This window comes from Methylobacterium gossipiicola (assembly GCF_900113485.1).
Classification (GTDB): Bacteria; Pseudomonadota; Alphaproteobacteria; order Rhizobiales; family Beijerinckiaceae; genus Methylobacterium; species Methylobacterium gossipiicola.
Map to the genome: position 1 here is coordinate 214,736 of NZ_FOPM01000004.1, position 14,946 is coordinate 229,681.

Genomic DNA, 14,946 nt, shown 5'->3' on the forward strand with positions numbered 1-14,946 from the left:
CCGTGCCGCAGGGCAGGGCGGGTATCCGTTTTCCGCGCAAGCCTCTAAGTCCTTCCCGATCATGTGGACCGTAGACCTCCCGTTCGTCGATTCCGTCGCGGCGGCGCAAGCCCTGGCGCACCTGCCGGACCTCGCCTTCCTCGACAGCGCCATGCCGCACCCGACCCTCGGCCGGACCTCGGTCGTGGCGGCGGACCCGTTCGCCCGGTTTCGCTACCGGGACGGGCAGGCCACCCTGAACGGCGAACCGGTGCCGGGGTCCGGCCTCGAGGCCCTGCGCGCCTGCCTCGCGGCCTACCGGATCGAACCGGAGCCGGAGGCGGCCGGCTTCACCGGCGGGGCCATCGGCTATTTCGCCTACGACCTCGGGAGCCGCCTGGAGCGGGTGGCGGCGCCGGCCCGGCGCGCCGGCCAATGCGACGATATCGCCTTCAACCTCTACGACACGATCCTGAGCATCGACCACGCGGCCGGCACCTGCCGCCTCATGGCCACGGGATTTCCCGAAGCCGAGCCCGAATCCCGGCAGGCGCGGGCGCAGGCGCGCCTCGCCCTGTTCGCGCAAAGCCTCTCGGCCGCCCGGCCGGTGCCCGAACCGAGGGTCCAGGGTCCGCTCGCCTGGCGCTCGAACTTCTCGCGCGAAGCCTACGAGGCCGCAGTGGAGCGGGTGCGCGACTACATCCGCGCCGGAGACATCTATCAGGCCAACATCGCCCAGCGCTTCGAAGCCGATCTGCCGCCCGGTTTCGACGCGTTCAGCCTCTACCGGCGCCTGCGCGCCACCAACCCGGCGACCTTCGGCGCTTATCTCGCCTTCGAAGACCTGCGGGTCGCCTCCAGCAGCCCCGAGCGCTTCCTCAAGCTCTCAGGACGAGAGATCGAGACCCGGCCGATCAAGGGCACCCTGCGCCGCGTCGCCGACCCCGCCGAGGATGCGCTTCTCGGCGAGGCGCTCCAGGCCGACGCCAAGGAGCGGGCCGAGAACATCATGATCGTCGATCTCCTGCGCAACGACCTTTCGCGCATCTGCGAGCCGCACAGCGTGCGGGTGCCGGTCCTGTGCGGCCTCGAATCCTATGCCTCCGTCCACCATCTCGTGTCGGTGGTCACCGGAACCCTGAAAGGTGGGATGGACGCCATCGACCTCATCGGCGCGACCTTTCCGGGCGGCTCCATCACGGGCGCGCCGAAGCTGCGCGCCATGGACATCATCACGGAGATCGAAGGCGATGCCCGCGAACTCTATTGCGGCGCCATCGGCGCCATCGGCTTCGACGGCAGCCTCGACACCTCCATCGCCATCCGCACGGTGGTGATGGACGGCGCCACCGCCGTGCTCCAGGCGGGCGGCGGCGTCACCCTGCTGTCCGATCCCGCCCGCGAATACGACGAGACCCTGACCAAGGCCGCACGGGTGTTCCAGGCGTTCGAACCCGCCGGGGAGGCCGCACCGTGATCCTCGTCATCGACAATTACGATTCCTTCGTCTTCAACGTCGTGCGGTACTTCGAGGAGTTGGGCGAAACCGTGCGGGTCGCCCGCAACGACGCCGTCGACGTCCCCGGCATCCGGGATCTCGCGCCCGACGCGGTCGTGATCTCGCCGGGCCCCTGCACGCCCGCCGAGGCCGGCATCTCGCTCCCCGCCATCCGCGAGCTTTCCGGCGATATCCCCCTGCTCGGCGTCTGCCTCGGCCATCAGGCCATCGGGGCGGCCTTCGGCGGCCGGGTCGAACGGGCGGCAAGGCCCCTGCATGGCCAGGCGACGCCCATCACCCATGACGGAGCGGGCCTGTTCTCCGGCCTGCCGAGCCCGATGCGGGTGGGGCGCTACCACTCCCTCATCGTCACGCCCGAGCCCGGCATGGAGGGAGCGCTCACCGTCGACGCCGTCTCGGCGGAGGGCGAGGTGATGGCCCTGTCGCACACGCGCCACCCCACCTGGGGCATCCAGTTCCATCCGGAATCGGTCCTGACCGAGCACGGCCACGCCCTGTTCGGCAATTTTTTGGCCTTGGCCCGTGCCTGGCGGTCGGCCCGCGCCCAGCGGGCCGGGGAGGGGCCGTCCCGTGCCGTGGTTTGACGGCGCCCTCGTCGACGGGCCGGTGCCGTTCGATCTCGCCGACCGGGGCCTGACGCTCGGCGACGGCGTGTTCGACACGGCGCTCGCCGTCGACGGCCGCCTCGTGTTCGAGGCCGCGCATGTGGCCCGCCTCGCCGCCGCCACGCAGGCCCTCGGCTTCACGATAGCGCCGGAGCGGATCATAGAGGCCATGCGGGCCGTCGCCGATGGGGCAGGGGGTCTGGCGGCGATCCGCACCACCGTGACGCGGGGCTCCGGGCCGCGCGGCCTCGCGCCGCCCCCCGAGCCGCGCCCGGTCCTGTGGGCGAGCGCGGCGCCGCTTCCGCCCGCCCTGCCCTTCGCCACCCTGACGCTCCACGAGACGAACATCCGCCGCAACGACACCTCGCCGGCCGCGCGGTGGAAGACGCTGGGCTACCTCGACGCCGTGCTGGCGGCGGGGGAGGCGCGGGCGGCCGGGTTCGACGAGGCCCTGTTCCGCAACACGCGCGGCCGCATCGCCTGCGCCGGCACCGGCAACCTGTTCGCGGTGATCGGACCCCGCCTCGTCACCCCGTCCCTCTCGGAGGGCGTGCTCGCCGGCATCGTCCGCGCCGAGCTTTTGGAACTGGCCCCGACCCTCGGCTTCGAGGTCGAGGAACGGCCCCTCGACCTGCAGGAGTTTCTGGGCGCCGAGGCAATGTTCCTCACCAACTCCCTGCGGGGCATCGCCCCCGTGCGGGCCATCGGCGCGCGGACCTTCGCGGAGTCTCACCCGACCGTGACGGCCCTCGTGGCAGCCCTGCGTCGGGTCATGGGGTTGTGAGCCCGCCGCGCGATCACCGCTTCTGGCTGCGCCTCGCCCTGATGGCGGCCTACGGCTTCATCGGGATCGTACACCTCGTTGCCCCCGACGCCTTCCTGCCGATCATGCCCGAGTGGGTGCCGGCTCCGCGCCGCGTGGTGATCCTCACGGGGCTCTGCGAACTCGCCGGGGTCGCCGGCCTGATGTTCCCCCCGACCCGGCGCTGGGCCGGGATCGGCCTCGCCCTCTACGCCGTCTGCGTGTTTCCGGCCAACATCAAGCATGCGGTGGAGGGCATCGTCGTGCCGGGCCTGCCGGATTCGTGGTGGTACCACGGGCCGCGCCTCGCGTTTCAGCCGGTCTTCGTGTGGTGGGCCCTCTACGCCACCCACGTCATCGACTGGCCCCGCCGCGATTCCGGGATTCCGAAGGGCTGAGCCCTTCGGCGGGTGTCGGGCAGAGCCCGACGTCTTCCCAGGGCTTCGCCCTGGACCCACGAAGGGATAATCCCTTCGAACCCCTTACTTCCCCTCGGCTCGCTTTACCGCCGTCCAGGCGGTTTCCATGGTTTCCAAGGAGGCGTCTTCGAGGCGCGTTCCATCGACCGCGAGGCGGGCCGCCATGGCGGTGAAGCGCCGTTCGAACTTCATATTCCCTAAATTTAGGGAATATTCCGGATCGATCCCGAGGTGACGGGCGAGGTTGGCGACGGAAAACAGGAGGTCGCCGACTTCCTCCGCGAGATCGGCCTTCGTGCCGTGCGCCAGGGCGTCGGCGACCTCGTCGGTCTCCTCCCGCACCTTGGCGATGACGTCGGCCGGGTCGGTCCAGTCGAAGCCGTAGGTCGCAGCCCGGGCCGAGAGCTTCTCCGCCCGGGCGAGGGCCGGGAGGGCGTGGGCGATGCCGTCGAGGGGGCCTGCCGCAGCCTGACTCCCCCGGGACCGCTCCGCCCGCTCGGCGGCCTTGATCGCCGTCCATTGCCGCGCCACCGCCTCGGGATCGCGTGAGACCGAGCCCGGCGGCACCGGGCTGCCGTCGGGGGCGAACACGTGCGGGTGGCGCCGGATCATCTTGGCGACGATGGCCCCGACCACGTCCGCGAAGGTGAAGCGCCCCGCCTCCTCCGCCATGCGGGCATGGAACACCACCTGAAACAGCAGGTCGCCGAGCTCGTCGCGCAGATCCTCCACGTCGTCGCGCCGGATCGCGTCCACGACCTCGTGGGCCTCCTCCACGGCATAGGGCGCGATGGAGGCCGAGGTCTGGGCGATGTCCCAGGGGCAGCCCGTCCGCGGGTCGCGCAGGGCCGCCATGAGGGCGAGGAGCGGTTCGATGGTCACGGCGGCTGAACATCCCGATGGGTTTGCGACGGCGGGCATCCGCGAAGGGCGCCCGTGAAATTCCTTTAGCCCATCCGGTGGGGGAGGGGTGAGGTTGGGGACGGATCCGGGACAGCCGGTGCGCATCCCTGCAAAAGTCCCCTCAAAATCCCCTTGGTCCGGTGTGTTCTTTAAACCGAACGATCGTCGATCCCCTTAGGAAAGGTATCAGTAAGAGATTCTCAGAGAGTCAGTTATGAGGGTTATATGGGGAGGCCGAAACGGCTGATCCCCCAAGGGGTTGAGACCCACTCGCGTATCGAACTCTGCGTGAGTCCGTATCGAACTCTGCGCAGCCTCGCATCGAACTCTGCGCGAAAAACCGGGGGTGCGTATCCGATTCGGCGTGGGTCCGTATCGAGATCGGCGTGGAAACCGGGGCGGGCCGGTGAACTGTGGGGACAGCCCGAAAACCGACCCCGTATCGAACTCTGCGTGAGGGTTCGGCCGCGTCGTCACGACCGCCCGGCAGTCCGGAATTCGTGAGTCCCGGCCGGTGGATAGCCGGGATGACGGGGCGGACGTCTGAGACTCGCCCGCCGCGAATCGGGCATGGTCCGGCCTTCACGGCGCCGCATCGGCCCGTTGGGGCGGCAGGCATTTCACCGGGCTCATGGGGATCGGGAATACCTTGGGGATCGAGGACACCTTGGCGGGCATCCGCGACGCCGACCTCCTCGCCGAGGTCGAGGCGGCGCGCGGTGGTTTCCTGTTCGCCACCATCGTGGAGACCATCCTGCACCGGCAGCGGGCGCGGGATGCCGAGGCCGCCGCGCGCGGGGCTGTGGCCGGGCGCCGTCAGGCCATGGGCCGCGATCAGCGCCGCCGCGACGCCGTGCGCGAAGTCATCGAGAACGAGCCCACGGGACCGGAGAACCTCCAGCACATCCATTCCGTCCTGGCGCTCTGCGGCCTGCCCTACCGCGACCCCGGCGACGCCCGCGAATTCTTTCGGGAATACGGCAAGAATTCCCTCAGCCTCCTGGCGGGGCGTCTCAAGAACCCCGCCACGGGCGAGATGGAATTCCAGGGCCTGCCCTACGGTCCAAAGGCCCGCCTCGTGCTCCTCCACCTCTGCACGGAGGCCGTGCGCCAGCGCAGCCCCACGGTGGCGGTGGCCGACAGCCTGTCGGGCTTCATGAAGGAGATGGGGTTCGCCGTCACCGGCGGCGAGCGGGGCACCATCCGGCAGTTCAAGGAGCAGCTCGCCCGGCTTGCCGCCTGCACCCTGCAGATCGGCCTCTGGGACGGGGCGGGCAGCGCCAGCACCCTCAACGTCCCGCCGTTCCGCCAGCTCGACCTGTGGCTGCCCCAGGGCGCCGACGGCGTGGTCTGGCAGAAGAGCGTCCAGTTCCACCAGGATTTCTACGACAACCTCGTCCAGCACGCCCTGCCGGTGGACATCCGGGCGGCCCGCGCCTTCTCGGGCTCGGCGCGAAAACTCGACCTCTTGTTCTGGGTCGGCTACCGCCTGCGCGCCCTGCAACGGCCCCTGCGCCTCACCTGGGACAACCTGCACAAGCAGTTCGGGGCCGACAACGCCAGCATCCGCAGCTTCCGCCAGGCGTTCAAGGCCGATCTCGCCCACCTGCAGGAGGTGTTTCCGAAACTGCCGATTCGCCTCGACGACAACGGCATGCTGCTCCAGCCCGCCGATGCCGGCGCCCTGCTCATTCCCCCCCGCGTGACGAAGCCGGCTCGGAAGACGGCGGCCGCCTGAGGAACACGGACCGTTGCTAGTGCGGAATATTCTGATAGAAATGCGTGAGATGCATTTGGAATATTCCGGAGAGTTCCATGTTCCCGAGCGAGGCCGCGGTCGAGGCGACCCTGGCCGACCTGCGGCGCCAGCGCGACGCCCTCGACCGGCAGATCGCCGATCACGCCCTCTACCTCGAACTCGGTCGCCGCCTCGGGGCCGGGTCCGTCGCAACGAAGGCGGCCGTCCCGGCTCCGTCCCCTGCGCCGCATCCGGCTCCCGAGCCTGAGCCTGAGCCCGAGGCGCGCCCGGGCGAGGACATCGCCGCCGCCCGCCGCCACGGCCGCGCCCTCGTGGCCGCCGCCGTCGAGATCCTGCACGAGGCCGGGCGGCCCCTGCATGCCGGCGAGATCCTGCCCGGCCTGACGGCGCGGGGCTTCGAGCTGCCCGGCCACGATGCGATCGCCGCCCTCAACACCCGCCTGTGGAAGCGCTCCGGCCCCGGCGGCCCGCTGCGCCGCCTCGGCGACGCCGTCTACGCCCCCGCGGAGGAGGATCCCGCGTAACGGGATTCCGAAGGGGTGACCCCTTCGGCGGGTGTCGGGCTGAGCCCGACGAAGACCCCAGGGCTCTGCCCTGGACCCGCGAAGGGATGATCCCTTCGAACCCTGACTCAGTCCGGTAGGGCGAATACCGTGAGTTGGCCGCCCAGGGCCGTGTAGCTCGAGAGCGCCGCGTAGCCGCCCACGGCGCCGGCCCCGTCATGCGGGTCGGTGAGGCCGGCGGCGAGTCCGATGCCGGCCCAGCCGCCCACACCGGAGAGCACCGCCACGTATTGCCGGCCCTTATGGGTATAGGTGGTGACGTTGCCGACGATGCCGGACGGGGTCTTGAAGCGGTAGAGTTCCCGGCCGGTCCGGGCGTCGACGGCCTTCAGATAGCCTTCGAGGGTTCCGTAGAACACCACGTCTCCGGCGGTGGCGAGCACCCCCGACCACACGGAGAACGGCTCCGGGATCGACCAGACGGTTCGTCCGCGCGCCCCGTCCCAGGCCAGGAGGGCGCCCGTCCGGGTCTCGCCCGGCGGCGGCTCCAGGCCGACGGTGGCGCCGACATACGGCATGCCCGTGGCGTAGGTGACCCGGAACGGCTCGTAGGTCATGCAGATGCGGTTGGTCGGCACGTAGAACAGCCGGGTTTTCGGCGAATAGGCCGCCGGCTGCTGGTTCTTCGCCCCGATGGCGCCGGGGCAGATCCCCGCCGTGGTCTCGTCCTCGCCCGCCATCTCGGGGGCGTAGCGCGGGTCGAGGACGGGCCGACCGTAGGTGTTCGAATTCTTGTCGAGGTCGATCCGGGTCGCCCAGTTCACCGCCGGGTCGAACTTCTCGGCGGCGAGGAGTTCGCCCGTCGCGCGATCCAGCGTGTAGGCGAAGCCGTTGCGATCGAAATGGGTGAGGAGCGGGCGCGCCCGTCCGTCCACCACCCCCTCCGTCAGGATCATCTCGTTGACGCCGTCGTAGTCCCACTGGTCGTGGGGCGTCATCTGGTAGAGCCAGCGCGCCCGGCCGGTATCGGGATCGCGGGCGACGATGGACTGGGCCCAGCGGTTGTCGCCGGGGCGCTGGGCCGGGTTCCAGGTCGAGGGGTTGCCGGTGCCGTAATACACGAGGTTGAGCTTGGGATCGTAGGCGTACCAGCCCCAGGTGCAGCCGCCGCCGGTCTTCCATTGGTCGCCCTCCCACGAGGCGAGGGAGGAGTCCCGGCCGACGGGCTTGCCGAGGGTGGTGGTGGTCTGCGGGTCGACGAGCATGTCGGCGTCCGGCCCCATGGAGTAGGCGCGCCAGAGGCGCCGGCCCGTCTTCGCATCGTAGGCCGTGAGGTGGCAGCGCACCCCGAATTCGCCGCCCGAGATGCCCACCAGGATCTTGTCCTTCACGGGCAGCACCGTGGCGGTGTTGGTCTCGCCGCGCGCCGGGTCGCCGTTCTTCACCGTCCAGTTCACCCGGCCGGTGGCGGCGTCGAGGGACACCAGGGTGGTGTCGGCCTGGTGCAGCAGGATCGCCCCGTCGGCGTAGGCGAGGCCGCGATTGACGGTGTCGCAGCACAGCATGGCGAGGACGGAGGCGTCCTGCTTCGGTTCGTAGCGCCACAGGATGCGCCCGTCATGGTCGAGGTCGAGGGCCGTGACGATGTTGGGGAACGGCGTGTGGACGTACATCACCGAGCCGACCACCAGGGGGGCGCCCTCGTGGCCGCGCAGGACCCCCGTGGAGAAGGTCCAGGCCACCCGCAGGCGTCCGACATTTTCGGCCGTGATGGCGTCGAGGGGCGAATAACGGGTGTTGGCGGCGTCGAGGGTCTGGAGTACCGGCCCGGCGGGGGGCGTTTCCGCATCCTGACTCCGCGCGAGGGACGGGCCCGCCGCGAGGAGGAGCGCCGCGAGGGCGAGGGGGGATGAGAGGGGACGACGCATGGGAACGACCTCGGGTGCGGGCCGGGTCTAGGCCGGTTCGCGCCTCGACGCCAAGGCGTTACCGGTCGGTTGCCTCCACCGGGGCCGCATCGTGGCGCAGGAGAGGGAAGTAGGCCCGCACCGCCCGCTCGCTGCCCGCCCGCGACAGGTGGCCGGTGTCGAGGAACAGGTCGGTGCCCTCGGCGCGGTAGCGGCACAGGGCGCCGTCGCAGAAGGTCGGCAGGGGGTCGATGAAGCCGGCGCCGGCCGAGAGGCGGCGGATGGCCGGGTCGTCTACCCGGGCGAACCACGCCGCCGAGCCGTCGGGCCGGGCGCCGGCATCGCGGGCGCTCAGCACCGCCACGTCGAAGGCGAAGAGCGGCGAGGGACCGATCACCGAGACGGAGACCCCCAGGGCCGCGAGGCGCGCGAGGGTGTCGGGCAGGCCCGCGAGGGTCCGGGCGGAGAGGAGATCCCAGCGGGCGGCCAGGACCACGTGCGTCACGCCGTAGGCGCGGATCACGTCGAAGGCGTGGGCATTGAAATCCCCGCAGCCGGGCTTCGCCCGCGAGCGGTAGGCGAGGAGCGGCGGGCAGCCCGCGAAGGTGTATTGCAGGACCGCGTGGGTGAGGGCCGGGGCATTGCGCACGAGGCCCGGCACGTAGTGGGCGGCGTAGGAATCGCCCCACAGGAGCGCGGTCGCTGGCCGATCCCCGCCGATGCGGCATTCGGGTCCGGCCCAGTCGGCGAAGCGGCCGTTCTCGAGGAAGCAGCGCCCGCCCTTCCAGCCCTCGCGCTCGAGGGCGGCCAGGGCCCCCGGCTGCACGCCGGGGAAGCGCGACGGAAAGCCGTCCGTGACAACGCCGGCGAAGCCGAGGCCCCCGAGGCCGGCGAGAAGCGCCGCCGTGGCGGCGAAGAGCGGTCGGCGGTCGGCGGCGGGTCCCCGGGGCGGATGCCGCAGCGGGGTCTCGATCCAGCGCCAGGCGGCGTAGGCGAGGGCGAAGCAGAGGGCGATGACGCCGACCACCTCCCACCCGGCCGGGTCGCGCAACAGGGCGTAGCGGGTGAACACCACCACGGGCCAGTGCACCATGTAGAGGGCGTAGGACAGGCGCCCGATTCCGGTGCAGGGCGGCAGGGACAGCAGCCGGCCCACGAGGGTCCCGGCCCCACCACCACCGGCGGCGACGATCAGGCCGGCCCCGAGGCAGGGCGGCAGGGCGGCGAGCCCCGGAAACGGGGTCGCCTCGTCATAGGTGAAGATCGCCACGGCGATGAGCCCGAGGCCGCCCGCCGCCATGGCTTCGCGCAGGATGCGCGAAGCCGCCCATCCAGATGAAATGGCTTCGCGCAGGATGCGCGGAGCCGCCCATCCGGACGGGAAGGCCAGGAGGGCGCCGACCAGCAGTTCCCAGGCCCGGCTCGGCAGGAGGTAGAAGTTGGCGCCGGGCGCCGTGTCGGTGAGGGCGACGCTCAACGCCAGGGAGGCGAGGAGGGCGACGATGAGGCCGCCCACCGCGAGGCCGCGCGCCCGCGCCAGCAGCAGCGGCAGGGCCACCGGGATGACGAGGTAGTATTGCTCCTCGACGGAGAGGGACCAGAGGTGCAGGAGGGGCCGGGTCTGGGCCTCGACGTCGAAGTAGCCGGCGCTCTTCCAGAAGAAGACGTTGGCGGAAAACACCGAGGCCGCCGCCACGCTGCGGGCGAAGTCGTCCAGGGCGGCGGGCAGCAGGAACACCCACGCGAGGGCGTAGGTGGCGAGGATCGTGGCCACCAGCATCGGCAGGATGCGGCGGATGCGGCGTTCGTAGAATCGCGCGACGGAGAACCGGCCCGCCGCCACGTCGGCGAGGATGCCCCGGGTGATGACGTAGCCCGAGATCACGAAGAACACGTCGACGCCGACGAAGCCGCCGGAGGGGCCCGGCACGCCGGCATGGAAGAACAGCACCACGAGGACCGCGAGTGCGCGCAGGCCGTCGATGTCCGGACGATAGGTCATGGGTGGAGAGCCGTACGGATCGCGGACATGTCGGGGCGGGAATCTGCCGAGGGAAATCTGCTGCGTCGTCAGGCCGACGGCAGGGCGGTGGCCGCCTGCCGCCGGGCGCGGGGGCGCAGGAGGCGTCGGCGCGCCGGTTCCTCGACCCGAAGGTGCACGGCGGTGGCGGCCGCGAGGGACAGGAGCGCGGCGAGGCCGACGACGAGCCAGGGGAGACCGGCGAGGCGACCGCCGAGGAGGATCCGGTCGAGGCTCGACACCAGGGCGTAGACTGGCACGTGCAGGAGATAGAGCGCGAAGGAGATGCGGCCGAGGAACTCGAACCACCCGGCGGTCAGGGGACCGGAGCGGATCTGAGCGCCGGCCAGGATCACGGGGGCCCAGACGAGGGCGGTCAGACCGTTATGCATGAGCACTTCGGGGATCGCCTCGACGTTTCCCACGAGGAAAGCCGCCGCGACGCCGGCCCCGGTCAGGAGCGACCAGACGGGCAGGCGCACCCGGCGCCACAGGGCGAACAGGAGCAGGCCGGCCACGAATTCGGGCAGGCGCAGGAGGGGATTGTACTTGATCGCCTGCGACAGGAGGTTCGCCGCATCCGTGGTCGGCGCGATGAGGGACAGGCCGGGGGCGTAAAGGGCCCAGGCCAGGATCGCGAGGGTGACGCCGACGGCCCAGGCCGTGAGGGTCACCAGCGCCGTCGCCCCCGGCCGCCGCAGGACGAGGGGCAGGAGCAGGGGGAACGCGGCGTAGAAGAACAGTTCCGTCGACACCGACCAGCTCGGGCAATCGAGGGCGCAGGCCGCGCCCGGCACCCAGGCGTGGAGGCCGAGCGGCGCCAGCACGGCGCTCGCGGCCATCAGGGTCTGGAGCGGAGGCACCGTCTTCAGGGTCCAGGCGACGAACGACGGCAGGCCGATGGCGAGGGCGAGGAGGTACACCGGATAGACCCGCGCGATCCGGGCCCGCAGGAAACGGGCGAGGGCCGGGCGCTCCGACAGGTCCACCCGCTGATAGTTGTAGGCGAGGATGAAGCCCGAGAGCAGGAAGAAGAACGTCACCCCCGAATAGCCGAGGAAGATCGCGTTGGGCATCGCCGCGCGGCTGAGTTCGTACCCGGCGAAATGGAACGCGAGGACGTAGGCCGCCGCGAGGAAGCGCAGGGAAGTGAGGGCCGGAAGCGGCTCCACCGCCGGATGGGGGCCGGCGGGCGCGGGACGATCCATGTCGGAGGGGCTCACGGCGGGGCTCACGGCCGGTCCTCCCCACCCGCGATCACCCGCGCCCGCGCGAGATAGCGCAGGCCCAGCACCGAGACGACGAGGAGGAAATAGAGGCCGTTGGTGGCCTGATAGAACACCGATTCGAACACCGCGACGAGGATGGCGAACAGCCACAGGCGCAGGAACAGCATCGCAAGGGGATCGAGGCGGCGCCCCGCCGACCGGGACTGCAGGTCGGTCACCGGGGCCCAGACGAGCCACCACGCCGTGAGGGCGAGGCCGACGAGGCCGGATTCGAGGGCGGTGTTGAGGTAGCCGTCATGGGCGTCTGTGGCCCGGTTGACCCAGGTCGCCGCGTCGGCGCCGCCGCCGTAGAACACGCTTTCCCAGAAGGCACCGTAGCCGTAGCCGGCGATGGGCCGCCTGGCGATGTTGTCGGCGGCGAACGCCCAGATCTCCGTCCGACCCGTGAAGGTCGGGTCGCTGGCGACGTTCGCCACGAAGGCGCCGACCTGCGGCACGAGGACCGAACCCACCGTGAGCGTCAGGAGGACGCACAAGGGGACGAGGAGCACGAGGCGCCGCCAGAGGGTCGCCCCGGACAGGGTGCAGAGCCAGGTCAGCACCAGCACGGCGGGCGCGATGGCCACGGAAGTCTTGGCCTTGGTGAACACGAGGAAGATCGCGGCGGCCACAGCCAGGAGAATGCCCAGCACCCGCTGGCCCATGCCGGCCCAGAACAGGCCGATGAACACGAACGCCCCCATGGCGGCGCCCGCCGCGTTCTTGTGCGGGTAGAGGCCGCGCCAGCTGCCGGCGTGTTCGGGCTCGATGATGTCCAGGGCCGTGTGCATGGCGCGCTCGGGCACGAGCACGAGGCCGAGATAGCTCAGCGCCACGATGCCGAGGGTGGTGGCGCCCAGCACCGTGGCGAACTGGCGCGTGTCCCGCGCCGCCAGGAGGAAAGCCACGGCGGCGGCCGTCATGATCACGAGGGAGACGAGGCGGCGGGCCGAGACCAGGGGCTCGATGGAGAGCCCCGTCGAGACGGCGAGCCAGGCGAGCATGAGGAGGACCGGCAGACTGGCCAGCGGCCGCAGGGCCGCCCGGCCCCGGGCGACCAGGATGGTGCCGGCGACACCGCCCATGATCAGGAACAGGATCTGGTTGCCGAGGTTGCCGCCCGCCCCCGAGGCGGCGTTCTCGGGCGCGGTGCCGTCGTGGAACGGGTTGGCACCGACCAGCATCACGAGGAGGATCGTCGCCATGGCGACGACGCGCAAGGCATCGGTCCCTTGGGTATGCAGGGGCACCGGTGTCGGAGGAGTGGCGACTCCCGTGGTCATCGACATGCCAACTCCCGCGCACCGGCGCCGGGGACGGCCCCCCGGGGATCATCGAATGAGGATCATCGCACCCTAGCGCGATCCGCTGTTGCGATCCTGTGCGCAGAATACTTGAGAACCTGCAAAGACTCGGGGAAAGCCCGATCAGACGTCGGCGCCCCAGGGCTCCGGCCGAACTCCGGTGATCGCCTGGACCAGGGCCTCGCGGGCCGCCCGGGAGGCGGCGAGGCGCGCCCGCGCGGCGGCGTGGACGGGCGCCGCCGCCGTGGCGGGCGTGCCGGCGTCGAAGGGCGGGGCGGGGGCGTATTCGAGGCCGAGCTGGATCGCCTCCGCCTGCGCCCGCCCGACGAGGTCCTCGGCGAGCGCCAGGGCGAAGTCGATGCCCGCCGTGATGCCGCCGCCCGTGACGAGGTTGCCGTCCCGCACCACCCGCTCGGACACCGGCGTCGCCCCGAAGGCGGCGAGAAGGTCGAGGGAAGCCCAGTGCGTCGTGGCGCGCCGGCCCCGGAGCAGGCCGGCGGCCCCCAGCACCAGGGCGCCCGTGCAGACGGAGGTGACGAAGCGCGCCGTCGCCGCACGCTCGCGCACGAAGGCGAGCCCCTCCCGATCCGTCATCAGGGCGTTCACCCCGACGCCGCCGGGCACGCACAGGACGTCGAGGGCCGGGCAGTCCGCCATCCGCACCGTCGGGGTCAGCACGAGCCCCGTGGCGCTCGCGATGGGATCGAGATGGGCGGCGACGAGGTGGACCGTGGCTCCCGGAATCATCGCGAACACCTCGTAGGGGGCGGTGAGGTCGAGCTGCTGCACGTTGGGAAAGGTCAGAAGACCGATCTGGAGGCTCATGGGGCGATCCCTGGCTGCATGGACAGGGACGATCATATCGGGGCAGTCTGCGGCCGGAATGACCAAGTCCCCTCGCTTCCTGCCAGATCTCCCGTTCGGATCGGATCGCCCCCGCCGCGTCGAGATCGTGGCCTATCCGGACGTGCAACTCCTCGATGTGGCGGGGCCGCTGCAGGTCTTCGCCACGGCCAACGACCTGAGGCCGGCGGGATCGTCTCCGCCCTACACCCTGGCGGTGGTGGCCCCGGCCGCCGGCGTGCTCAGTTCCGCCGGGCTCGGCCTCGCGACCGCGCCCCTGCCGAGGGACGCGGCCCCCGTGGACACCCTCATCGTCGCGGGCGGACGCGGCGTCCACGCGGCGGCGGAGACCGACCTGCCGGACTGGATCGCCGGGCGGGCGGCCCAGGCGGATCGGGTCGCCTCGGTCTGCACGGGGGCCTTCCTCCTCGGGGCGGCCGGGCTCCTCCATGGGCGGCGGGTGGCGACCCACTGGACGGCCTGCGACGCCCTCGCCCGTCGCTATCCGGCGGCGTGCGTCGAGCCCGACCCGATCTTCATCCGCGACGGCACTCTCTGGACCTCCGCCGGGGTCAGCGCCGGCATCGACCTCGCCCTGGCCCTGGTCGAAGCCGATCTCGGCCGGGCGGTGGCCCTGGCCGTGGCGCGCCACCTCGTGGTGTTCCTCAAGCGCCCCGGCGGACAGGCGCAGTTCAGCACGGCCCTGTCCCTCCAGGCCGGCTCGCGCTTCGACGCCCTGCACGCCTGGATCGGCGAGAACCTGGCCGAGCCCCTCACGGTGGAACGCCTCGCCGCGCAGGCGGGCATGAGCCCGCGCAGCTTCGCCCGGCATTACCGGATCGCCACCGGCCTCACTCCGGCCCGCGCCCTCGAACGCCTGCGGGTGGACGCGGCCCGGCGCCACCTCGCGGAAAGCCGGATGCCCCTCAAGCGCATCGCCCTCATCTGCGGATTCGGCTCCGAGGAGACCCTCCGGCGCAGTGTCCAGCGCTGCATCGGGGCCGCCCCCGGCGCGTACCGGCGGCGCTTCCCCGGGGAGGAGGCGCCCGATCCCCGCAGAATTTGACATTCCGCTCCGCATCATCGACACCGCCGCCCGTCGGGGCGTCGACCGA

At 71.5% G+C, this 14,946-nt stretch carries 13 protein-coding genes; 7 read left to right on the plus strand and 6 right to left on the minus strand.

The window, feature by feature from the left end; all coding sequences use genetic code 11:
• Window positions 1-61: 61 nt before the first annotated feature.
• The 4 genes from pabB to BM249_RS05265 are packed head-to-tail and all read left to right on the plus strand — an operon-like array spanning window position 62 to window position 3,303.
• A complete protein-coding gene (gene pabB / locus BM249_RS05250) occupies window positions 62-1,456 on the plus strand; it encodes an aminodeoxychorismate synthase component I (RefSeq protein WP_091969650.1) in 1,395 nt (464 codons plus the stop codon).
• A complete protein-coding gene (locus BM249_RS05255) occupies window positions 1,453-2,082 on the plus strand; it encodes an anthranilate synthase component II (RefSeq protein WP_091969652.1) in 630 nt (209 codons plus the stop codon). Before pabB ends, BM249_RS05255 begins: the two co-directional genes overlap by 4 nt.
• On the plus strand, window positions 2,069-2,887 hold the full coding sequence (locus tag BM249_RS05260; RefSeq protein WP_091969653.1) for an aminotransferase class IV: 819 nt from the start codon (window positions 2,069-2,071) through the stop codon (window positions 2,885-2,887). The genes BM249_RS05255 and BM249_RS05260 overlap by 14 nt, the downstream gene beginning before the upstream one ends.
• A gap of 41 nt (window positions 2,888-2,928) precedes the next feature.
• A complete protein-coding gene (locus BM249_RS05265) occupies window positions 2,929-3,303 on the plus strand; it encodes a DoxX family protein (protein WP_091969654.1) in 375 nt (124 codons plus the stop codon).
• 84 nt (window positions 3,304-3,387) lie between these two features.
• Here BM249_RS05265 and mazG read toward each other — a convergent pair whose 3' ends face one another.
• Window positions 3,388-4,245, minus strand: coding sequence for a nucleoside triphosphate pyrophosphohydrolase (gene mazG, locus BM249_RS05270; protein WP_091969655.1), 858 nt, complete (start codon window positions 4,243-4,245; stop codon window positions 3,388-3,390).
• A gap of 613 nt (window positions 4,246-4,858) precedes the next feature.
• Between mazG and BM249_RS05275 the strand changes: the two genes are divergently transcribed.
• Window positions 4,859-5,965: a replication protein RepA gene (locus BM249_RS05275; RefSeq protein ID WP_091969656.1), complete on the plus strand. Its 1,107-nt coding sequence runs from the start codon at window positions 4,859-4,861 to the stop codon at window positions 5,963-5,965.
• Window positions 5,966-6,042: 77 nt separating this feature from the next.
• A complete protein-coding gene (locus BM249_RS05280) occupies window positions 6,043-6,510 on the plus strand; it encodes a hypothetical protein (protein WP_091969657.1) in 468 nt (155 codons plus the stop codon).
• Window positions 6,511-6,617: 107 nt separating this feature from the next.
• On the opposite strand, the gene BM249_RS05285 is transcribed toward BM249_RS05280, so the two are convergent.
• The 5 genes from BM249_RS05285 to BM249_RS05305 all read right to left on the minus strand — a co-directional run bounded on the left by BM249_RS05285 (window position 6,618) and on the right by BM249_RS05305 (window position 13,813).
• On the minus strand, window positions 6,618-8,417 hold the full coding sequence (locus BM249_RS05285) for a methanol/ethanol family PQQ-dependent dehydrogenase (RefSeq protein WP_091969658.1): 1,800 nt from the start codon (window positions 8,415-8,417) through the stop codon (window positions 6,618-6,620).
• 58 nt (window positions 8,418-8,475) lie between these two features.
• Window positions 8,476-10,398, minus strand: coding sequence for an acyltransferase family protein (locus tag BM249_RS05290; protein ID WP_091969659.1), 1,923 nt, complete (start codon window positions 10,396-10,398; stop codon window positions 8,476-8,478).
• Window positions 10,399-10,466: 68 nt separating this feature from the next.
• Window positions 10,467-11,651 carry an acyltransferase family protein gene (locus tag BM249_RS05295; RefSeq protein ID WP_143103687.1) on the minus strand — a complete coding sequence of 395 codons (1,185 nt, stop codon included), beginning with the start codon at window positions 11,649-11,651 and terminating at the stop codon, window positions 10,467-10,469.
• Window positions 11,648-12,967: an O-antigen ligase family protein gene (locus BM249_RS05300; RefSeq protein ID WP_143103688.1), complete on the minus strand. Its 1,320-nt coding sequence runs from the start codon at window positions 12,965-12,967 to the stop codon at window positions 11,648-11,650. Before BM249_RS05300 ends, BM249_RS05295 begins: the two co-directional genes overlap by 4 nt.
• 144 nt (window positions 12,968-13,111) lie before the next feature.
• Window positions 13,112-13,813: a DJ-1/PfpI family protein gene (locus BM249_RS05305; RefSeq protein WP_091969663.1), complete on the minus strand. Its 702-nt coding sequence runs from the start codon at window positions 13,811-13,813 to the stop codon at window positions 13,112-13,114.
• A 58-nt stretch (window positions 13,814-13,871) separates the two neighbouring features.
• Between BM249_RS05305 and BM249_RS05310 the strand changes: the two genes are divergently transcribed.
• Window positions 13,872-14,897: a GlxA family transcriptional regulator gene (locus BM249_RS05310; protein WP_091969665.1), complete on the plus strand. Its 1,026-nt coding sequence runs from the start codon at window positions 13,872-13,874 to the stop codon at window positions 14,895-14,897.
• Window positions 14,898-14,946 lie beyond the last annotated feature (49 nt).